At 59.3% G+C, this 21,483-nt stretch carries 13 protein-coding genes and 2 tRNA genes; 8 read left to right on the forward strand and 7 right to left on the reverse strand.

Annotated elements, in window-relative coordinates:
• The first annotated feature begins 4 nt into the window (after positions 1-4).
• The 3 genes from EV687_RS14410 to EV687_RS14420 are packed head-to-tail and all read left to right on the forward strand — an operon-like array spanning position 5 to position 5,537.
• A complete protein-coding gene (locus EV687_RS14410) occupies positions 5-1,696 on the forward strand; it encodes a site-specific DNA-methyltransferase (protein ID WP_122229945.1) in 1,692 nt (563 codons plus the stop codon).
• A complete protein-coding gene (locus tag EV687_RS14415; protein WP_122229722.1) occupies positions 1,696-2,763 on the forward strand; it encodes a virulence RhuM family protein in 1,068 nt (355 codons plus the stop codon). The genes EV687_RS14410 and EV687_RS14415 overlap by 1 nt, the downstream gene beginning before the upstream one ends.
• Complete coding sequence (locus EV687_RS14420; protein ID WP_122229720.1) at positions 2,760-5,537, forward strand: DEAD/DEAH box helicase; 2,778 nt, start codon at positions 2,760-2,762, stop codon at positions 5,535-5,537. The genes EV687_RS14415 and EV687_RS14420 overlap by 4 nt, the downstream gene beginning before the upstream one ends.
• Positions 5,538-5,553: 16 nt before the next feature.
• Here EV687_RS14420 and EV687_RS14425 read toward each other — a convergent pair whose 3' ends face one another.
• Both EV687_RS14425 and EV687_RS14430 read right to left on the reverse strand, forming a co-directional pair.
• Positions 5,554-6,417 carry a phage integrase N-terminal domain-containing protein gene (locus tag EV687_RS14425; RefSeq protein ID WP_122229718.1) on the reverse strand — a complete coding sequence of 288 codons (864 nt, stop codon included), beginning with the start codon at positions 6,415-6,417 and terminating at the stop codon, positions 5,554-5,556.
• A gap of 587 nt (positions 6,418-7,004) precedes the next feature.
• Positions 7,005-8,174 carry an STY4528 family pathogenicity island replication protein gene (locus tag EV687_RS14430; protein WP_122229943.1) on the reverse strand — a complete coding sequence of 390 codons (1,170 nt, stop codon included), beginning with the start codon at positions 8,172-8,174 and terminating at the stop codon, positions 7,005-7,007.
• 932 nt (positions 8,175-9,106) lie between these two features.
• Between EV687_RS14430 and EV687_RS14435 the strand changes: the two genes are divergently transcribed.
• The 4 genes from EV687_RS14435 to EV687_RS14450 all read left to right on the forward strand — a co-directional run bounded on the left by EV687_RS14435 (position 9,107) and on the right by EV687_RS14450 (position 16,213).
• On the forward strand, positions 9,107-10,834 hold the full coding sequence (locus EV687_RS14435; protein WP_122229940.1) for a class I SAM-dependent DNA methyltransferase: 1,728 nt from the start codon (positions 9,107-9,109) through the stop codon (positions 10,832-10,834).
• Positions 10,824-12,065 carry a restriction endonuclease subunit S gene (locus tag EV687_RS14440; RefSeq protein WP_122229716.1) on the forward strand — a complete coding sequence of 414 codons (1,242 nt, stop codon included), beginning with the start codon at positions 10,824-10,826 and terminating at the stop codon, positions 12,063-12,065. The genes EV687_RS14435 and EV687_RS14440 overlap by 11 nt, the downstream gene beginning before the upstream one ends.
• A complete protein-coding gene (locus tag EV687_RS14445) occupies positions 12,062-12,997 on the forward strand; it encodes a COG2958 family protein (protein WP_122229714.1) in 936 nt (311 codons plus the stop codon). Before EV687_RS14440 ends, EV687_RS14445 begins: the two co-directional genes overlap by 4 nt.
• 63 nt (positions 12,998-13,060) lie before the next feature.
• Positions 13,061-16,213 (forward strand): type I restriction endonuclease subunit R, encoded by a 3,153-nt coding sequence (locus EV687_RS14450; protein WP_122229712.1) that lies wholly within the window; start codon positions 13,061-13,063, stop codon positions 16,211-16,213.
• Between the two features lie 72 nt (positions 16,214-16,285).
• Here the strand turns inward: EV687_RS14450 and EV687_RS14455 are convergent.
• The 5 genes from EV687_RS14455 to EV687_RS14475 all read right to left on the reverse strand — a co-directional run bounded on the left by EV687_RS14455 (position 16,286) and on the right by EV687_RS14475 (position 20,352).
• Positions 16,286-16,359 (reverse strand) — tRNA-Cys (locus EV687_RS14455).
• Positions 16,360-16,437: 78 nt separating this feature from the next.
• Positions 16,438-17,706 (reverse strand): ATP-dependent Clp protease ATP-binding subunit ClpX, encoded by a 1,269-nt coding sequence (gene clpX, locus EV687_RS14460; protein ID WP_122229710.1) that lies wholly within the window; start codon positions 17,704-17,706, stop codon positions 16,438-16,440.
• A gap of 229 nt (positions 17,707-17,935) precedes the next feature.
• Positions 17,936-18,544, reverse strand: coding sequence for an ATP-dependent Clp endopeptidase proteolytic subunit ClpP (clpP, locus tag EV687_RS14465; RefSeq protein WP_122229708.1), 609 nt, complete (start codon positions 18,542-18,544; stop codon positions 17,936-17,938).
• Between the two features lie 305 nt (positions 18,545-18,849).
• The gene (gene tig, locus EV687_RS14470; RefSeq protein ID WP_122229706.1) at positions 18,850-20,169 is read right to left on the reverse strand and encodes a trigger factor; all 1,320 of its coding nucleotides are present in this window, start codon (positions 20,167-20,169) and stop codon (positions 18,850-18,852) included.
• A gap of 96 nt (positions 20,170-20,265) precedes the next feature.
• Positions 20,266-20,352 (reverse strand) — tRNA-Leu (locus tag EV687_RS14475).
• A gap of 873 nt (positions 20,353-21,225) precedes the next feature.
• Here EV687_RS14475 and EV687_RS18985 point away from each other — a divergent pair.
• Positions 21,226-21,483 (forward strand): DUF7507 domain-containing protein (locus EV687_RS18985; protein ID WP_165392832.1); only part of this gene is annotated, 258 nt, incomplete at its 3' end.

A 21,483-nucleotide genomic window follows, 5' to 3' on the forward strand; every position in this document is an offset into this window, starting at 1 on the left:
TTTTATGAGCAAGCAAAAACTCGAACTCACTTGGGTCGGGAAGGAGAAGCGGCCAAAGCTGGAGCCGCGTATTCTGCTTGAAGATCCAGAGAAGTCTTATCATGCCAAGCAGCGTGTGTCGGAGAATGACATCTTCGACAATCGGCTAATTTTCGGGGATAACCTGCTGGCGCTGAAGGCGCTGGAGCAGGAGTTTGCGGGCAAGGTGAAGTGCGTATTTATTGACCCCCCTTACAACACAGGGAGTGCCTTCACGCACTACGACGATGGACTAGAGCATTCCATCTGGCTGGGATTGATGCGGGATCGGCTGGAGATTATCAAGCGACTACTGTCGGATGATGGTTCGTTGTGGATCACGATTGATGATAACGAAGCACACTATTTGAAAGTGTTGTGCGATGAGGTGTTTGGTCGGAGGTTTTTTGTCGCCGATGTTTCTTGGCGGACTACTGATAACAGCAACAATAACGCCAAGACTTTCTCACTAGACACGAATCATGTACTAATTTATGGTCGGAGCACGGATTGGGTTCCGAATTTTATTCAAGACGATGCTAAAAGGTCTCACTTCAAGAATCCAGACAATGACCCTCGTGGCCCTTGGTTTGACGGAAATCCCGTAAATAACCCAGCACTCCGACCAAATTTGCAGTTCAATCTAGTCGGCCCTTATGGTGATGTAATAAAACATCCTCCAAATGGTTGGCGTTGGTCAAAGGATACCATTGAAGAAAAAATTAAGGCGGGTGAGATCCGCTTTTCTGAGGACGGAAAAAGGATTATTCGTCGGACTTATCTTCAAGATATGGATAAAGGGTTACCTCCCTCTAATTTTTGGGCATCGCTTGATGATACTGGCCACAATCGGCAAGCGAAGTACGAACTAAAAAATCTCTTTCCCGAAATACCAACTGTGGAGCTTTTTGGCACGCCAAAACCCGAGCGACTTCTGCGAAAAATTCTAGAGCTTGCCACCAATAGTGGCGACCTTGTTCTAGACTCCTTTGCCGGTTCCGGCACCACCGGTGCAGTCGCCCACAAAATGGGCCGCCGCTGGATCATGGTCGAACTCGGCGAACACTGCCATACGCACATCATTCCGCGCCTGAAAAAAGTCATCGACGGCGAAGACCCGGGCGGCATCACCAAGGCTGTGGACTGGCAAGGCGGCGGTGGCTTCCGCTATTACCGTCTCGCCCCCAGCCTGATCGTGGAAGATCGCTGGGGCAATCCGGTCATCAACCCGGAGTACAACGCTGCGCAATTGGCCGAGGCGTTGTGCAAGTTGGAAGGCTTTACCTACGCACCGTCAGAAACCCGCTGGTGGCAGCAGGGGCATTCCAGTGAACGGGACTTTCTCTACGTCACCACACAGAATCTGTCTGCCGCCCAGTTGCAGGCCTTGTCGGATGAGGTGGGCGCGGAACAGAGCCTGCTGGTGTGCTGCGCGGCCTTTCACGGCATCAGCGCAGCGGCGGCGGCTGCGCGCTGGCCGAACCTGACGCTGAAGAAGATTCCGAAGATGGTGCTGGCTCGCTGCGAGTGGGGCCATGACGACTACAGCCTGAATGTGGCGAACTTGCCGTTGGCCGAGCCGTCGCCCACGATACCTGCTGCGAAGGCGGCTAAGTCAGGCAGAAAGCCCAGCGATAGCCGGACGACGGACCTGTTTGGCGACGGGGAGGACGCCTGATGACAAAGAAGAAGTCAGCGTCTCTAGTTCGCTCCTCAGCAGCGGAGTATCTGACCTTTGTCGCAGCCAGCGGCCAGGGCGGCGTCGATGCAGTGTATGCCGATGAAAACGTCTGGGTCAGCCAGAAGATGATGGCGCAGCTCTACGATGTGGAAACGCCCACCATCAATTACCACCTGAAAAAAGTGTTTGCCGACAGCGAGTTGCAGGAAGAGGCAGTTATTAGAAATTTTCGAATAACTGCCGCCGATGGTAAGAGCTACGACACCAAGCACTACAACCTGGCGGCCATCATCGCTGTGGGCTACAAGGTCAATTCCGAGCGTGCGGTGCAGTTCCGCAAGTGGGCCACCGGCATCGTCGAGGAATTCGCCGTCAAGGGCTACACGATGGACGACGAGCGCCTGAAAAGCGGTGGCTCCGTCCTGACGGAGCAGTATTTCGAAGAACAGCTCCAGCGCGTGCGCGAGATACGCCTGTCCGAGCGCAAGTTCTACCAGAAGATCACCGATATCTATGCCACCGCCATTGACTACGATGTGACGGCGCTGGCCACCAAGCGCTTTTTCGCCACCGTGCAGAACAAGCTGCATTGGGCAATCCACGGGCAGACGGCCGCAGAAGTCGTCTACACCCGGGCCGATGCCGAAAAGGCCAACATGGGGCTGACTACCTGGAAAGACGCACCCCAAGGGAAGATCCAGAAATTCGATGTGGTGCTCGCCAAGAATTACCTGAGCGAACACGAAATGGCGCAACTCACCCGCTTGGTCTCCGCCTATCTGGACGTGGCAGAGGACATGGCGTTGCGCAAGATCCCCATGACCATGCAGGACTGGGAAACGCGGTTGAATCGCTTTCTGGAGGCGACAGATCGCGAAGTTCTGCAAGACGCGGGGAAAGTCACGGCGGAAATCGCCAAGGCACACGCCGAAAGCGAATTCGAGAAATACCGCATCGTGCAGGACAGGCTGTTCGAGAGCGATTTTGACCGGATGTTGAAGCAGCTTGAGGTTGATCACCCCAGCCAGGGCAGCGACCAGAACAAGAATGAGGGGAAAGCATGAGTTCGCGTGTTCAGAATCACGTCACTGGCCGCTTGTCGCTGCGGCCGCCGCAAGCAGAATCCCTGGCGCGATTGGTTAGCGCGCTGGAAGCCGCGCCTGAAATGCTGGACAAGGATAGAGACGCTGCTGTCAATCAGGCGATCCTGGCGACCCTGAAAGCCGAGTTTCCGACGCTGGAAGACTTCGAGCGGGACTTCCCCTCGCTGTGCTTCGCCTTGGCCACAGGCGTTGGCAAAACGCGCTTGATGGGCGCTTTTGTCGCCTACCTGCATCTGGCACACGGCATCAATAATTTCTTCGTGCTGGCCCCGAACCTCACCATCTACAACAAGCTGATTGCCGATTTCACGCCAAACACGCCCAAATACGTGTTCAAGGGCATCGGGGAGTTCGCCATCAACGCGCCCAGGGTCATCACGGGCGACAACTACGACCAGCAGAACGTCGCGGGTGGCGAGTTGTTCGGCGAGGTGCGGATCAACATCTTCAATATCTCCAAGATCAATTCCGAGGTGCGCGGCGGCAAGGAGCCACGCATCAAGCGCATGCGCGAGGTGCTGGGCGAAAGCTACTTCAACCACTTGGCCAATCTGCCGGACCTGGTGTTGTTGATGGACGAATCGCATCGCTATCGTGCCCAGGCCGGTATGCGGGCAATCAATGAACTGAATCCGCTGTTAGGGTTGGAGGTGACGGCCACGCCCTTTGTGGAATCCGCCAAGGCCCCCATACCTTTCAAGAATGTGGTGATGGACTATCCCTTGGCACGCGCCATGGAAGATGGCTTCGTCAAGGAGCCGGCCGTCGTCACCCAGCGCAACTTCAAGGCCAGCAACCACGCTGCGGAAGAAATCGAGAAGATCAAGCTGGAGGACGGCGTTCGCCTGCACGAAGCCACCAAGGTCGAGCTATTGACCTATGCCCGGGAGAACGGCGTCAAGGTTGTCAAACCCTTCATTCTGGTGATCGCGCGCGATACGACGCATGCCGGGCAGTTGAAGGCGCAGATTGAAGAGCAGTTGTTCGGTGGTCGTTATCTTGGCAAGGTCATCCAGGTGGACTCCAGCCGCACCGGTGCCGAGGAAGAAAAGATGATCGAGGCGCTGTTGAATGTGGAGAACCCGGAGGAACCCACCGAGATCGTCATCCACGTCAACATGCTCAAGGAAGGCTGGGACGTCACCAATCTCTACACCATCGTGCCGCTGCGTGCCGCCAATGCACGCACGTTGATTGAGCAATCCATCGGGCGTGGTCTGCGCCTGCCGTATGGCAAGCGTACGGGCGTGGCGGCGGTGGATCGCCTCAACATCGTGGCGCACGACAAATTCCAGGAGATTATCGACGAAGCCAACCGTGGTGATTCGCCGATCCGTCTCAAGCAGGTGATCCTGGAAGCCCCCAGCAGCGAGGACAAAAAGGTCAGCGTTCAAGTGCTGCCCAATCTGCTGACCCGCCTGGGACTGCACGACGAGCACGCGCCACATGTCCCGCCGGCGTTGGACACGGTAGATGCCGGTACCGAGGTCGGTGGCGAACAAGTCAAGGCACAAACTCAGCCAGTCTTTACGACCGAAGCAGAATTCAAGGCGGCCCATGTCGTGCGGGAAGTCCTCGCCACCTATGAGGTGAAGCGCGATTTGGCGCCGACCAGCGCGGCCTTGCTGAAGCCGGAAATCCAGCAAGAGATTCGGGCAGAAGTGGAAAAACGCCTGAAGCCCCAACAGGGGCAATTGCTGCAAGGAGCCGACGACCAGGCGCCAGCGCTGGATCTGTCCGCCGTCGTGGCCAAGACCACTGAAATTCTGGTGCAGCAGACCATCGACATCCCGCGTATCGCCGTTGTGCCTACCGGTGAAGTCACCACAGGCTTTCATCCGTTCCGCCTGGGGGCCTTGCCCAACTTCCAGCCAGGGCAGCGCGAGATCGTCGGCCAGACATTGCGCACCAGCGAACAATTCACCCTGAACCGTGAAAGTGGCCTGCGGGAAAACCGCTTTGAAGATTACATCGTCAAGAAGTTGATCGACTTCGACGACATCGACTACTTCACCCAGGCCGACTTGCTCTACGACCTCGCCGGACAAGCCGTCGAGCATTACCAGCAGCAGAACTATTCGGACAGTGAACTGCACGAGATTTTCGATACCTACGGCAAGGAGCTCGCCCGCCTGATTCGCGCCCAGATGATGGAGCATTTCTGGGAAAAAGCCGCAGGCTATGAGGTGCAGGTCAGCAGAGGCTTCACCGAGCTGAAGCCATGCAACTACACCGCGTCAGCGGATGGCGTGATTCACTCCCTGCGCGAAACCGTCACAGACACCAGCCGCATCAAACAGATGCTGTTCGGTGGGTTCACCCGTTGCCTGTACCCCCTGCAGAAGTTCGACTCGGACACCGAACGGCGTTTTGCCTTGCTGCTGGAACGTGACGCCCTCAAATGGTTCAAGCCCGCCAAGGGCCAGTTCCAGATCTACTACAAGCTGGGCAGCGAACAGCCGGAGTACATCCCCGACTTCGTGGCCGAGCTGGATGGAATGATCCTGATGGTCGAAACCAAAGCGCGCGTCGATCTGGCTTCCGCTGAAGTCCAGGCCAAGAGCGCTGCCGCCTCTCGGTGGTGTCGGCACGCCAGTGAACATGCGGCTGAAGTCGGCGGCAAGCCCTGGCGCTACCTCGTGGTTCCCCATGATGAAGTCACTGAAGACAAACGCCTGTCCGACTATCTTCGGTATGAGGTCAAGGACACTACGGAAGGAGGCAGCCCAGCCTGAACTCAAGCGTCGGACGTCATCGCCCCAGGTAGATTGCGGTGATCGACGTCCGTTCGTGCCCAAGTTCCCGGCTGATCCTTTGTCGTGCTTGCAGGTCTTGCAACTGCTGATTGGCGGACAGCATTTCCTGCTGTTGCCCGCCAGCAGCAGGCGCTCGCCATCCCGTCAACACCTCATACCGCATCTGCGCATACTGATGTCGCAGCCCATGCATGTTGCTCAACCCTGCCGCCTTGCATTGCCCGTCGTAGACATGCCGTTGCTGGATGTAGGTCTTATTCGCGGGGATCAGCGAGCCAAACCCTACCAGTCGGTGCGCTTCGTCCAGCACAGTCCGCTGTTCCGGTGTCGTGATCGGCACCTTCCGGTCGCGCCCGCCCTTGGCCCATGACCCCTTGATGGCGATGTGGTCGTTACGGTCGGCATAGCGGGGTTGGAACTTGATGGACTCTTCGCGGCGCAGGCCGAAGGCCGCTTGCAGGCGCAGGCTCATGCGGACGTGCGGATCAGTGATCCGGTCCAGCCTGTCACCGAGTTCCTTGGCCTTGTTTTCGTTGGTCACATAGCGTCGTTCAGGGATACCCAGTTTGGTGTTGTCCGTCGGCAGGATGCCTGCCTTGCCGACTTTCTCGGCCCACCAGCGCAGGTACGCCATGCGGTTCTTCAGTGTGCCGGCCGACAGGGCTTCGGCTTTCCAGCGCTGCAGCAAGGCTTCGACATGCTTGCCCTTCAGCGAGGAGGCCCGCATCTGGCGGAAGCCTGCTTCGCGCAGTTGGCGGGCGACCAGACTCAGTGATCGCTGCCGGTCAGCCTGTGTGGCGTGGCTGCCATCACGGTTGCGCTGGCAAAGTTGGCGCAAGGTATAGGTCAAGTCGTCCATCACGGTGTCGTTTCATCGGTTGTCGGTACTGAGAAGCAAAAGGTCAGTGTTTTTGCCAACTCGCCAAGGCGAGATCCCCGAAGGGCAAGGGCCAGGTGCTCAGTTCACCTGTGGCCTCGAATGAGGCGTCCGCCTTGCTTCCTGTGGGAAGACCGGGCGGAGGAATGGCAAGAGACGACAACGCGATGTGCTGAGATGGGTACCTCCTGTTATGCAGTGTGGAAAAGGTGTCGGCAGCCCGCGCAAGGTCGGGCGAGCAGTGACGAGCGCCTGGAACAGGGGACATGTGTTGCGATGATGGCGGGACGAACCACGCCGAAGATGAGAAAAGCTCTGCCCATGGGTAGGGCGGCACACAGAGCGAGCCTGTGTGTGCCTGGGTTGGTTCCGTCCGGCGAACCGGGTCGGCGCTTGCAAGAACCTGCGCCAGGGTTCCGGTGTTCATACCCACCGGCAGGTCGTTGCTGGGCCAGTGTGTCGGGGCATCGTCATGTGCGCAGCCATCAATGCGATGCTGCGCCAACCCGCATTGCTGCTGCAGTTTGCCGGGCCGTCACTGCGGCGGGCAGTGACGGCCCCCATCTGTCTCACGCCGAGCTCCGTGGTCCCAGCCTTGCAGCAGCGGGCGTGTTGCCCGGGACTGTTGGCAGCATTCCGCTGTCAGCCATGCACCCGATGATCTGCCCGATGGGCAGCGATGGCGTCTTCAACATGCGCCTGATCTGATCCAGATGCCGTTGCGCCACCTCACGCGACGCGGGTTTTGCGGCTTGGCTGCTGGACGATGGAGAAGGAGCAGGCGGCGAGCCATGCTGGCTGTTGCTGATGGCCTGCACGGTTGTCTGCTGCGGAGTGGATTTGCGTGCCGCCCAGAGCTTGAAGACGCCTTCCACGGCCTTCTTGATCAACCCGTAGAGGTAGGCGATGGCGTTGTGCACGCCACCTGATTCGCAGCGCACGTCCCACTCGGCCAGCACCGCCAGGCGTTGCTCCGGAGGCAAGCCCCTGAGACGTGTGGTGAGAACCCGTTGCTGATCCTGTGGCAGTTGCCGGAAGCGGGCCGGCACATCCGGCCCCGATCCTTGCACTTCGGGTGGTGAGCGGTACGTACGTACTTCTTTTAATACTTCTTTTTCTACAGTACGTACTGCTGACGCAGATGCCGGAACGGGTTTCGGAATGTCGCCGCTGGCTTCGGGCACGAGGGCATTGCGCGGAGTTGAACCACCAGGACTGCCTGAATCATGGTCATCGCCCCGGTGTTGCAAGCGCCTGATCCGCTCTTGCATTGTTGCGGGCAGCTTTCCCAACCTGTCTGGATGGCGCATGGCCTCGTCGAGAATGGACTGTGCCAGTTGGCGAATCGTCGCACTGGCATGGCCGAGCGCCCGTTCCAGCAGGGGCAGGTAGTCCTCGTCCTCCATGCAGGCGTCGTCGAACGCGAGGGGCTGATTCCGCACCGCGTAGCGGCTGGCCATCGAGAAGCCGGTCATCGGGTTGCGGCGGTACTCGACCAGCGCAATCCACGTGGACAGTCGCAGGCACAGCACGGCCCTGGACACGGTTTCAAGGGCAGCCCGCTTGCTGCCCGGCGCGCTCGGCAGGTACCCGCGCAGCGCGTCGTAACTGAGAACCACGGTGCCGTCGCTGCCGGCCAGCGCACGGAAAGTCAGCCAAGCGTTGCGTTCCAGTGGTGTCAGCCGCTCATCGAGCAACAGGGCTTTCGGGGTGATGATGTCCGAGGTTTGGTGTGACATGGTGAGGCTCCTATCGGTATCGGCCAACTGGCCAAAGGAGCCGTCATCTCACCCCGGCATCACCGCTGCCGCAGCCATCAATCCGAACTGCGTGCCTGCCGTTTTTTCGGGCTGAAGCAGGGCGCAACATCCTTGGTGTTCCGGGTCAGGAGGTGGGAAAATGAGTCCGTTGCAGCGCATTGGACGCTGGCGAACGTCGATGGCCGGTTTCGCTGCCACTGATCAGGTCGTCTGCTGATGCATCGCATCGGTAACGGGAGAGCGGGAAGTGTCCAGGGAGGGCCATCCGCCGCTACCAAGAGACACGCTTGGTTTTTGGGTCCAAGAATAGGTCCAAGCGCGTTGAGGGTCTTCAAAAACTCCTTTGAAAATCAAAAGTATGCGGCGAAAACGCCGCTTCTGCATCGGGAAGTGAGTTGCCGATTGTGTGTGGCAGTGCGACACAATCGCCGCTCGCGTGACGAGACTATGAACACGCTCTAAGAGGAGTTTTGAGTAGAAACGGTGTTTGGCAGACCAAAATTGGCACGGATCGTGGGTGGAGAAGATGAAGCCGATGTGGGAACCATGCACATCGTGCCGCTGCAACGGCTAGGCTGGCCTGCCTGAAGCCAGAGGAACAGTAAAAAGTGACAAGCACTGAACAACAGATCGAACGCTTCATCGCCACGTTGGCTTCTCTTGGCGGCAGCGCGGGCAATCAACGCCTGCTGGAAGCGCTGGGCTGGCAGGACGGCATCTACCAGCGCGTCAAGCAGCAATTGATCGACGATGGCCGCATCCGCCCTGGACGGGGACGTGGCGGCTCGGTTGCCCTGATTGAAGACGTTTCATTGCCTCCAACTCCCAAGCCGGAACAACCGGAAGCCATCCAACGGAAACCCAGAGAATCCCGCAGGGAAGAAAAGCATGACGCAGCACGGGGCAACGACATGAAACCCATCGAACAACAATTCTTCAACGACCTGGAAAAGAAGCTCTGGACCGCAGCCGACAAACTGCGCTCCAACCTCGACGCCGCCGTGTACAAGCACGTCGTGCTCGGGCTGATCTTCCTCAAATACGTTTCCGATGCCTTCGAGGAACGGCAACGCGAACTGCGCGAGCAGTTCACCAACCCGGATCATGACTACTACATGGACCCGGACGAGTACGGCGGGGCAGGCACCCAGGAGTACGAAGACAACATCGCCGCCGAACTGGAAGTGCGCGACTACTACACCGAGAAGAACGTGTTCTGGGTGCCAGTGGAGGCGCGCTGGCAAACCCTGCGCGACTGCGCGCAGCTGCCGCCCAAGGCGGCGCTGCCGTGGAACAAGCCCGGCAAGGACGAACCGGAGGAAATGCGCTCGGTCGGCTGGCTGATCGACAACGCCATGGACGCCGTCGAGCGCGAAAACGCACGCCTGAAGAACGTGCTCAACAAGGACTTTGCCCGCGTGCAGCTCGACTCCAGCAAGCTGGCCGGGCTGATCAGTCACTTCTCGGATACCGACTTCAGCGCCAAGGAATACAAGGGCCGGCCGCTGGACCTGAAATCCAAGGACATCCTCGGCCACGTCTACGAATACTTCCTCGGCCAGTTCGCCCTGGCCGAAGGCAAGAAGGGCGGCCAGTACTACACGCCCAAGAGCATCGTCACCCTGATCGTGGAAATGCTCCAGCCGTTCAAGGGCCGCGTGTACGACCCGGCCATGGGCTCCGGCGGCTTCTTCGTGCAAAGCGAAGAGTTCATCGAGCAGCACAGTGGCAAACCCACCAACGGCCAAGGCAAAAACGCGACCGGGCAGATCAGCGTCTACGGGCAGGAGAGCAACCCCACCACCTGGCGGCTGGCCGCGATGAACATGGCCATCCGCGGCATCGACTTCAACTTCGGCAGCGGCCCGGCAGACACTCTATTGAACGATCTGCACCCGGATCTGCGCGCCGATTTCGTCATGGCCAACCCGCCCTTCAACATGAAGGAATGGTGGAACGAAAAGCTGGCCGCCGACCCGCGCTGGATTGCCGGCACGCCGCCGCACGGCAACGCCAACTTCGCCTGGCTGCAGCACATGCTCTGGCACCTCGCACCCACCGGCAGCATGGCGCTGCTGCTGGCCAACGGCTCCATGAGTTCCAACACCAACAATGAAGGCGAAATCCGCAAGCGGCTGATCGAGGACGACTACGTGGAATGCATGGTCGCACTGCCTGGCCAGTTGTTCACCAATACCCAGATTCCGGCCTGCATCTGGTTCCTGACCCGCGACAAGCAGAACGGCTTCGCGCTGGACAAGAAAAAGCGCGACCGACGCGGCGAATTCCTGTTCATCGACGCCCGCCAGATGGGCTACATGAAAGACCGCGTGCTGCGCGACTTCACCCTGGGCGACATCCAGAAAATCGCCGATACCTTCCATGCCTGGCAGCAGGGCGAGGGGTACGAGGATGTACCCGGTTTCAGCCATTCCGCCAAGCTGGACGAAATCCGCAAGCATGAGCATGTGCTGACGCCGGGGCGCTATGTGGGCGCGGCAGAGCAGGAAGACGACGGTGAACCCTTTGCCGAGAAGATGCAGCGGCTGACGACGCAATTGGCGGAACAGTTCGCGGAAAGTGCGAAGCTGGAAGCGGAGATCAAGAAAAACTTGGCGGGGTTGGGATATGACTGCTGAGTGGATTGAAACGTCACTTGGCGACGTAGTTACCTTGCAGAGAGGAATTGATCTTCCAGTGCAAGATCGACAACCCGGCAAGTTTCCTGTCGTGGCTTCAACTGGAATAGCTGGATTTCATAACAAAGCTGCAGCCAACGGTCCAGGAGTTGTTATTGGCCGCAGCGGCAGCATTGGTGGCGGCCAGTTCATTAGAGAGGATTTTTGGCCTCTCAATACAACGCTATGGGTCAAGGATTTCCATGGAAATGATCCTCGCTTTTGCTATTACCTTCTCAGGTCAATGGACTTTTCCAGCTTAAATGCAGGAAGTGGAGTCCCGACACTTAACCGTAATCACCTTCATCCTCTACCAGTCCTTCGCCCACCACTTGAAGCGCAGCAGTCGATTGCAAATTGTCTTGGATCAATTGATGACAAAATCGACCTTAGCCGCCGCATCAACCAAACCCTCGAAGCCATGGCGCAAGCCATCTTCAAATCCTGGTTTGTCGATTTCGACCCAGTCAAGGCCAAGATCGCCGCCATCGAACAAGGCCAAGACCCGCTGCGCGCCGCCATGCGCACCATCAGCGGCAAGACCGACACCGAACTCGACCTGATGCCCCGCGAGCACCACGACCAACTCGCCGCCACCGCCGCGCTGTTTCCCGATGCCATGGAAGATTCGGAGTTGGGGGAGATTCCAAAGGGGTGGAAAGTAGGCAAGCTCGAAGACCTGTTAGTGCTACAACGCGGGTTTGACCTACCATCAGCAAGCCGAGAGCCCGGCCCTTATCCGATCATTGCCGCAAGCGGCCCAAGCGGGACCCACAGCGCATCCATGACGAAAGGGCCTGGTGTGATAACGGGACGATCTGGGATTCTGGGAAAAGTTTTTTTAGAGTTGAATGATTTTTGGCCATTAAATACAACTCTTTGGGTTAAAGATTTTCGAGCCGCTAATCCTTGCTACGCATATGAAACATTAAAGCTGCTAGATTTCGCCTCATTCAACGCAGGCTCTGCCGTTCCTACGCTCAATAGAAATCACATTCATACATTGCCTCACTTGGTTCCAGACAAAAAGTGCGTGGTGGCGTATGAGGCACTTGCGCTAATACTGCATCAACAGGTTCGCAGCAAAGAAAAACAATCAACGAAGTTGGCACAACTCCGTGACACCCTCCTCCCCAAACTCATCTCCGGCGAACTATCCGTCTCGCCTGTGACCGATAAGGCAGCGCCATGAGCAAATCCCGCATCAGCATGATCATCGAAACCCTGCGTGACCATCCGGGGAAACGGTTCACCGCGCATGAGTTGGCCGAGGCCTTTATCCAGCGGTATCCGGTGGAAATGGCGGAGAAGAAGGTCAACCCGCGCTATGAAACGCAGGAGCAACTGCTGGCGCAGTTGGCTGCGGAGATCGGTGGCGAACGCACGGTGGAAGCGAAAAAGCGCTGCCCGAATATCGTCACGCAGGACAAGCCACGGCCCCGGTTGTATTGGTGGGAAGCCAACCCACAGCAACAAACCCAGGTGCTGCAGACTCTGGATGAAGCCGCAGTGACGGATGTAGATGTGTCGCTGATTCCGCAAAGCCTCAGTGAGCACGACCTGTACCCATTGTTGATGGAGTTCCTGCACAAAGACCTGAAGCTCTATTGCCAGCGCATCAATGAGAAAACTTCAAAAAACAGTCATGGCAATGGCGGCAATCGTTGGCTGCACCCGGATATCGTGGCTCTGGAGCCACTGGATCAGCATTGGGATGCGGTGGTCAAGGATTGTGTCCGCCACGGCAATGACAGCTCCGTGCGGTTATGGTCGTTTGAAGTCAAGAAGCAACTCACCAGAAACAATGTGCGGGAATGCTTCTTCCAGGCTGTTTCCAATTCGTCCTGGGCCAATTTCGGCTATCTGGTCGCCACCGGCCTGAACAACGATGTGGAAGATGAACTGCAGATGCTGGCCAGCCTGCACGGCGTTGGCGTTTTGTTGCTGGACACGGATTCCTTGTACGACAGCCAGATTTTGATTCCCGCGCGTTTGCGTACCAAGATCGATTGGCAGTCAGTCAACCGCATCGTCAGCGAAAACTCGGATTTCCACCGTTTCGTTGAGCAGGTGGGCATCTACAACCAAACTGGCCGCTTGATAAAAAGCGTCTGGAACAAATAAACAGGGAAGGTGCCAGGTGATCGAGCACTTTGTTTTGCTCAAGGCCAATGAAGGGAAAAAGCAATGAGCATCACTGAACAGCAACTCGAAGCCGCTGCCATCGGCTGGTTTGGCGAACTGGGCTGGCAATACGCCAATGGCCCGGACATTGCGCCGGATGGCGACAACCCTGCCCGCACCGATTACCGCCAGACGGTGCTGCGCGACCACCTGTTGGCCGCCCTTTCGCGCATTAACCCGCACATCCCCGCCGCCGCGCTGGAACAAGCCATCCACGAACTGCTGACGGTGAGCGAGCCCCAGTTGATCGCCCGCAACCGCCGCGTGCATCGACTGCTGCTGTCCGGCATCGCCGTCGAGTTTTCCGTGGGCGACGAGAAGCGCACCGATCTGGTCAACCTGATCGACTTCGCCAATCCGTACAACAATGATTTCCTGCTGGTCAGCCAGTTCACCGTAACCGGCACCAAACAGCCACGCCGCCCGGACCTGGTGGCCTTCGTCAACGGCCTGCCGCTGGCAGTGATCGAGCTGAAGAACCCGGCGAACGAACAGACCGACATCTGGGATGCCTTCAACCAGATACAGACCTACAAGGATGAGATAGGCGACCTGTTCAACACCAACGTGGCGGTGGTGGTCAGCGACGGCTTCACGGCGCGCCTGGGTTCGCTGACGGCCAACCAGGAGCGCATGCAGCCCTGGCGGGCGATTGCCAATGAGGACGACCGGCCGCTGCTGGAGTTCGAACTGGAAACCCTGGTGCGCGGCTTCTTCGAGCCGGCACTGTTTCTCGACTACGTGCGCCATTTCGTGCTGTTCGAGCAGGATGCCGACCAGATCATCAAGAAGATTGCCGGCTACCACCAGTTCCACGCGGTGCGCGAGGCGGTGAACGCCACGGTGATCGCCGCCAGCAACCCCAACAAGGGTTTGCTGGAAGTGCAGGAGCCGCGTGCCACCTATGGCAAGGAAGTGCAGCCCGGCAGCCGCAAGGCCGGCGTGGTGTGGCATACGCAAGGCTCGGGCAAGAGCATCACCATGGCCTGCTACGCGGGCAAGCTGTTGCAGCAGCCGAAGATGAAGAACCCCACGTTGGTGGTGGTGACCGACCGCAACGATCTGGATGGGCAGTTGTATGGCACCTTCTGCGCGGCCGAAGACCTGCTCCGGCAGACGCCGGTGCAGGCGGGCAGCCGCGAGGAACTGCGCGAGATGCTGGCCTCGCGCGAGGCGGGCGGCATCATCTTCACCACGGTGCAGAAGTTCGCGCTGCTGGACGATGAGGAGCAGCACCCGCTGCTGTCGGGCCGCAGCAATATCGTGGTGATTTCCGACGAGGCGCACCGCAGCCAGTACGGCATGAAAGGGCGGCTGGACACCAAGACCGGCAAGTATGTGTTCGGCTACGCCAAGCACATGCGCGATGCGCTGGCCAACGCCACCTTCATTGGCTTCACCGGCACGCCCATCGCGCTGGAAGACAAGGACACGCGGGCGGTGTTCGGCGACTACGTCAGCATTTACGACATCCAGGATGCGGTGGATGATGGCGCCACGGTGCCGATCTACTACGAAAGCCGTTTGGCCAAGCTGGACGTGAACCAGGCCGAGATCGACGCGCTCAATGCCCAGGTGGAGGAGGTCATCGAGGACGAGGAAGACCTTACCGCTCGTGAGAAGACCAAGAGTGATTGGGCTGCACTGACCAAGCTGGTGGGCGCGCAGCCGCGTCTGGAACAGGTTGCTGCCGACTTGGTGCAGCATTTCGAGACACGCACCGCCACGCTGGAAGGCAAGGCAATGATCGTCTGCATGAGCCGCGACATCTGCGCCGAGCTGTATAACGCTATCGTTGCCTTGCGTCCGGATTGGCACGACGCCGACCCGGAAAAAGGTGCGATCAAGGTGGTGATGACCGGCTCAGCGGCGGACAAGCCCTTGCTGCAGCCGCACCTGTACAGCCAGCAGGTGAAGAAACGTCTTGAAAAGCGCTTCAAGGACCCCGCAGACCCGTTGAAACTGGTGATCGTGCGCGATATGTGGCTCACTGGCTTCGACGCGCCCTGCTGCCACACCATGTACGTGGACAAGCCCATGAAGGGCCACAACCTGATGCAGGCCATTGCCCGCGTCAACCGGGTGTTCCGCAACAAGCCCGGTGGATTGGTGGTGGATTACATCGGCATCGCCAACGAGCTGAAAGCGGCGCTCAAGACCTACACCGAATCCAAGGGCAAGGGCGACCCGGCGCACAACGCGGCCGAGGCCCTAGCCGTGCTGCTGGAGAAGTTGGGCATCGTGCGCGGGCTGATGCACGGCTTCGACTACAGTGGGTTCGAAACCGATGCAATGAAGCTGCTGGTGCCGGTGGCCAACCACATCCTGGGGCTGAAAGACGGCAAGCAGCGCTTCCTCGATGCCATGCTGGCCGTGAGCAAGGCGTTTTCCCTGTGCAGCACGCTGGATGAAGCTGCGGCGCTGCGCACGGAGATTGCCTTCTTCGCCGCCGTCAAGGCCGCCATCGTCAAGTTCACCACCGTGGATCGCAAGCGTTCCGACGCGGACAAGAACAGCGCGCTCAAGCAGATCCTGGACAATGCCATCGTGGCCGACGGGGTGGCGGACATCTTCGCCCTGGCGGGGCTGGACAAGCCCAACATCGGCCTGCTGTCGGAAGAATTTCTGGAAGACGTGCGCAACATGCCCAGCCGTAACCTGGCGGTGGAACTGCTGGAGAAGCTGCTGCGCGACGAGATCAAGGCCAAATCGCGCAACAACGTGGTGCAGGAGAAGAAGTACGGCGACCGCCTGCTGGAAACCTTGCGCAAGTACCACAACCGGGCGGTGGAGACGGCGCAGGTCATCGAGGAACTGATCCAGATGGCCAAGGACTTTCAGGCGGCACTGGAACGCGAAGCGGCGCTGGGGCTGAATCCGGACGAAATCGCCTTCTACGACGCCTTGGCCAACAACGAAAGCGCTGTGCGGGAGTTGGGCGACGACACCTTGAAGAAGATAGCCGTCGAGATCACCGAGAAACTGCGTAACAGCACCACGGTGGATTGGCAGGTACGCGAGAGCGTACGCGCCAAACTGCGGATTCTGGTGCGACGCACGCTGAAGAAGTGGAAGTACCCACCGGTGGGTGAGGATGCCGCGATCGAACTGGTGCTGAAGCAGGCGGAGTCACTGTCGAACGCTTGGTCGAAGTGATTGGGGAATAGAGGCAGCGACTACCCAACAGAAAAGCCCTTGCAGCGATGAACTGCAAGGGCCTGATGTATATGGAGGCGCGGCCCGGAGTCGAACCGGGCTAAACGGATTTGCAATCCGGTGCATAACCGCTTTGCTACCGCGCCAGAATCTGCCAGCTGGCAGAACCCGCTATTCTACACAAAACTTGTGCCTTTGCAGGCGTAGGGCTGACCCATGCGGCGTCAGGCTTTCTTCACTTCCTCGCGGTAGACCAAGAGGGGTGGCTTGCCCTCGGCGATGGTGGCTTCCTCGACGACAACCTTCTGTACATTGGTCATCGAAGGCAGTTCGAACATGGTCGACAGCAACGCCTGCTCCAGGATGGAGCGCAGGCCGCGTGCGCCGGTCTTGCGGGCGATGGCCTTGCGGGCGATGGCCTTGAGTGCATCGGGGCGGATTTCCAACTCGACGTTCTCCATGCCGAACAGCTTGGCGTACTGCTTGGCCAGCGCGTTGCGCGGCTCGGTGAGGATGCGCACCAGCGCGGCTTCGTCCAGTTCGGTCAGCGCCGTGACGACGGGCAGGCGGCCGATCAGCTCGGGGATGATGCCGTATTTGATCAGGTCTTCCGGCTCGATCTCGCTGAAGAGTTCCGAGACGCTGCGCTGCTGCTTGGACTTGACGGCTGCGCCGAAGCCGATGCCGGAGGCCTCGGTGCGGTTTTCGATGACTTTTTCCAGCCCGGCGAAGGCGCCGCCGCAGATGAACAGGATGTTGGTGGTGTCGACCTGCAGGAAGTCCTGGTTGGGGTGCTTGCGGCCGCCTTGCGGTGGGATGCTGGCCATGGTGCCCTCGATGAGCTTGAGCAGGGCCTGCTGCACGCCTTCGCCGGAGACGTCGCGGGTGATGGATGGGTTGTCGGCCTTGCGCGAGATCTTGTCGATTTCGTCGATGTAGACGATGCCGCGCTGCGCTTCCTCGACCTTGTAGTCGCAGCTTTGCAGCAGTTTCTGCACGATGTTCTCGACGTCCTCGCCCACGTAGCCGGCTTCGGTCAATGTGGTGGCATCGGCCATCACGAACGGCACGTTGAGCATGCGGGCCATGGTCTGGGCCAGCAGTGTCTTGCCCGAGCCGGTGGGTCCGATCAGCAGGATGTTGCTCTTGGAGAGCTCGACATCGTCCTTGCTGCCGCCGTGGTCCTTGTGCCAGAGGCGCTTGTAGTGGTTGTAGACGGCCACGGCGAGTGCCTGCTTGGCCTTGTCCTGGCCGATGACGTAGTTGTCCAGGTTGGCCTTGAGCTCGGCCGGGGTGGGCAGCTCGGGGCGGGTGTCCTTGGCGGCGATTTCTTCCTTGAGCTCATCGCGCACGATTTCGTTGCACAGGTCGATGCATTCGTCGCAGATGAACACCGACGGGCCGGCAATCAGTTTCTTGACTTCATGCTGACTCTTGCCGCAGAAGGAGCAGTACAGCGTTTTTTCGCCAGAAGTGCCTTTTTTTTCGGCCATGCGGGCAATACCTTTTATCAGGGTGTGTCATGCACGGGAGCCGCGGGCCGCAGTCCATGGCGTCAGTGGCGTGACGGATTCAATCGGAGATGGGGCGTTATAACGCAAAAGAACACGGCATGCATGATCAAAACCGCATGCCGTGTGCCTGTATGGGCTGGGGTGCCACTGCCAGGTGCTGTGCGCAGTGGCTGTCGGCGCGCTCTCCAGCAGGCTTGTTCAGCCGGTCTCAGCTGCGCTTTTCGACCACGGCGTCGATCAGGCCGTAGTCCAGCGCTTCGGGCGCGGTCATGAAGTAGTCGCGCTCGGTGTCGTGCTGGACCTTCTCGTAGCTCTGGCCGGTGCGGTCGGCCAGGATGCGGTTCATCTGTTCCTTGGTGCGCAGGATGTCGCGGGCATGGATCTCGATGTCGGTGGCCTGGCCGCGGGCGCCGCCGAGCACCTGGTGGATCATGATCTTGGAGTTCGGCAGCGAGTAGCGTTTGCCCTTGGCGCCGGCAGCCAGCAGGAAGGCGCCCATGCTGGCGGCAAAGCCCAGGCACATGGTCGAGACTTCCGGCTTGATGAACTGCATGGTGTCATAGATGGACATGCCGGCGGTGACGCTGCCGCCCGGGGAGTTGATGTAGAACGAGATGTCCTTGTCTGGATTCTCGCTCTCGAGGAACAGCAGTTGAGCGACCACGAGGTTGGCGGTCTGGTCATTGACCTCGCCGACGAGGAACACCACGCGCTCCTTCAGCAGGCGCGAATAGATGTCGAACGCGCGCTCGCCACGACCGGATTGCTCGATGACGGTGGGGATCAGCCCCAGGTTCTGGGTGTCCAGAATGCTCATAGTGAAACTCCTATTGGATGGGGCCCGCAGGCTCGCTGGCTACGCTGACATGTGGTGCGGCTGGCTCCTTGGCAAAAACCAGCTAGGCAGCAGGCCATGGCATGCTGCATTATGGCGCAGCCGCCATGGTTTGGGGTGTGTGCACCGGCAGCTCGCCGCCGCCGGTGCGCGACGCCAGCGAACTGCCGCGAGACCGGCATGCGGGCTTGACGCATGGACATGCAAATATGGGCTTGTGCCCTGAAACACAAGCCCATCCGGGAGTTTTTAGTGAGGGTCGCTTTGTCCCCTCAACCGGTCGCCGTTCAGGCGTCGGCAGCGGCACCCATCAGCTCGTCGAAGCCAATGGTCTTCTCGACGGTCTTGGCCTGGCCGAGCACGAACTCGGTGACATTGTTCTCGATCACCACGGCCTCGACGTCACCCAGGCGCTTGGCATCGCTGTAGTACCACTTGATGACGTCCTGCGGTTGCTCGTAGCTGGCGGCCAGTTCTTCCACGTGGGCGCGCACCTGCTCGGGCGTGGCCTGCAGGTTGTTGGCGCGCACCAGCTCGGCCACCACCAGGCCCAGGCGCACGCGGCGCTCGGCCTGCGGGCGGAACACTTCCTCTGGAATCGGGGCCTTGTCGGCATCCTTGATGCCACGTTGGCGCAGCTCTTCGCGGGCGCCTTGCTCCAGGCGGGCGATCTCGCTTTGCACGCTGGCATTGGGCAGGTCCAGTTCGGCCTTGGTCAAGAGCCCGTTGAGCACGGCCTGCTTGTTGCGGGCCTGTACGCGGAACTTGACTTCGCGCTCCAGGTTCTTGCGGATGTCATCGCGCAGGCCGGCCACGGTGGCAGCCTCGACGCCCAGCGACTTGGCGAACTCGTCGTTCACCTCGGGCAGGTGGGCGGCCTCCACTTTCTTGACGGTGACCAGGAAGTCGGCCGTCTTGCCGGCCACGTCCTTGCCATGGTAATCGGCCGGGAAAGCCAGCGGGAAAGTCTTGCTCTCGCCAACCTTCATGCCACGCACGGCATCCTCGAATTCCTTGAGCATCTGGCCTTCGCCCACCAGAAAGGCGAAGTCCTCGGCCTTGCCTCCCTCGAACGGGTCGCCGTCGATCTTGCCCTCGAAGTCCACCGTCACGCGGTCGCCGTCCTGCACCGCCTCCTCCTTGCCGCGCAGGGCGAAGGTGCGGCGTTGCTTGCGCAGGATGTCCACCGTGCGATCGATGGCGGCATCGTCCACGTCCACATTGACGCGTTCGATCTCCAGATCCTTGAGGTCACCGATCTTCACTTCGGGGAACACTTCGAAGACCGCCTCGAAATCGGCAAAGCCTTCGGCGGCGCCATCCTTCTCGCTGATGCGGGGCTGGCCGGCAACGCGCAGCTCGGCCTCGGTGGCGGCCTTGTTGAAGGCTTCGCCCACCTTGTCATTGAGCACTTCGTACTGCACGGCGTTACCGTAGCGCTGCGCCACCACCGACAGCGGCACTTTGCCCGGGCGGAAGCCATCGATCTTGACCGACTTGGCCAAGCGCTTGAGGCGCGCCTGGACTTCACCCTGAATGTCGCCAATGGGCACATTCAGCGTGATCTTGCGTTCGAGCTTTTCCAGCACTTCAACATTCACTGCCATGGGATCAATCCTATCGAGGTCACAGGAGCTGGCAGCGGGCAATGCAGGGACGCACGGCTGCGATGGCCTGTGGAGTTCATCAAATCAAATATCGAATGGTGCGCGGGGGGGGACTCGAACCCCCACACCATCGCTGGCGTCAGGACCTAAACCTGGTGCGTCTACCAATTTCGCCACCCGCGCGGAATTCAGATTCACGTGACCGGCCACCCGTGGATCCGGCCCGCGCACGGCAGACCAGGCACTTTCAGGCCGGTAAACCGAGTGATTCTACAGATGTTTCGTCTGGCAGCGCGAAATTTATCTCCCGGCACTTCGGTGGACCTTTTGCCTGACCATGTGTGCCGCGGTCGTTGTCTCGGGGCCAGCAAGCTTCGCTTGTTCAAGCATTGTTGGTGGCTAACTAACGGCTGCCGGTTGAGCCATCTATCGCATTAGACCGTGGCCGTTGGGGTGAGGACTGGTTTTCCGGTCGCGGACGTGAGTCATATCCACCTTCCAGCTGTTTCTGACTGATCACGAACGGAGCCGCTTGGCCGAGTGTGACTGCCGCGGAAGAGTGGCGAGCGGACTGGCTTCCTGCGGTATGGCGTTGCAGGCATCAAGCCTCTCCACGATTTGGCTGGGTTGGCGATGGACATCGTGTCGTTGCAGCGCAACGGTCATTGCGCGCAGCGTGCCAATAGTTGTTAAAAAAAGTCAAATCAATAAGTAAAAAAATGAAACCATTCGGTTACTGTGATGTAATCCTGACGCTCGTCTATTTGTATCTTTGGTTTCAATTATCACAACTTTGACGATCTCTTGCGCAAGAATCCTGTGCGCCGCTAAGCCCTGCGGCTTGGCGGCCTTGATGGCTATTGATACGAGGCATTGGCCCGCGTGCCGCTGAAGGCGGACGTCTGGGTCATCAGCTCTCGATGGGTGGGCAAGAGAATCTCGAGCACTGAAACACCTGGATCTCAAGTATCAAACGTATCTGGATTTTGTATGACATGTAACGACACTGGTGCAGCGTCTCGGCGCGTCATATCGGGGCTTTCCCGGTATGTGGTCATGAGCTTCATGGCCTTGCTCTTGGTTGTCCTTGGACACGAAGTCTGGGCTCAGAGCTCGCCAGACACGATCACCAACATCGCCACGGTAACTCCTCCGTCGGGAGTGGTTGATCCCGATCCTGATAACAATTCCGATGATGCCGAGGTTTTCGTCCAAAGGCCTGCGCTGAGCATCGTCAAGAGCTCGACGGCGGTGGGCGCGACGGTGGGCTCGACGATCGAGTACAGCTTCCTGGTGACGAACACGGGCAACGTG

This window comes from Corticibacter populi (assembly GCF_004217315.1).
Taxonomy (GTDB): domain Bacteria; phylum Pseudomonadota; class Gammaproteobacteria; order Burkholderiales; family Burkholderiaceae_C; genus Lampropedia; species Lampropedia populi.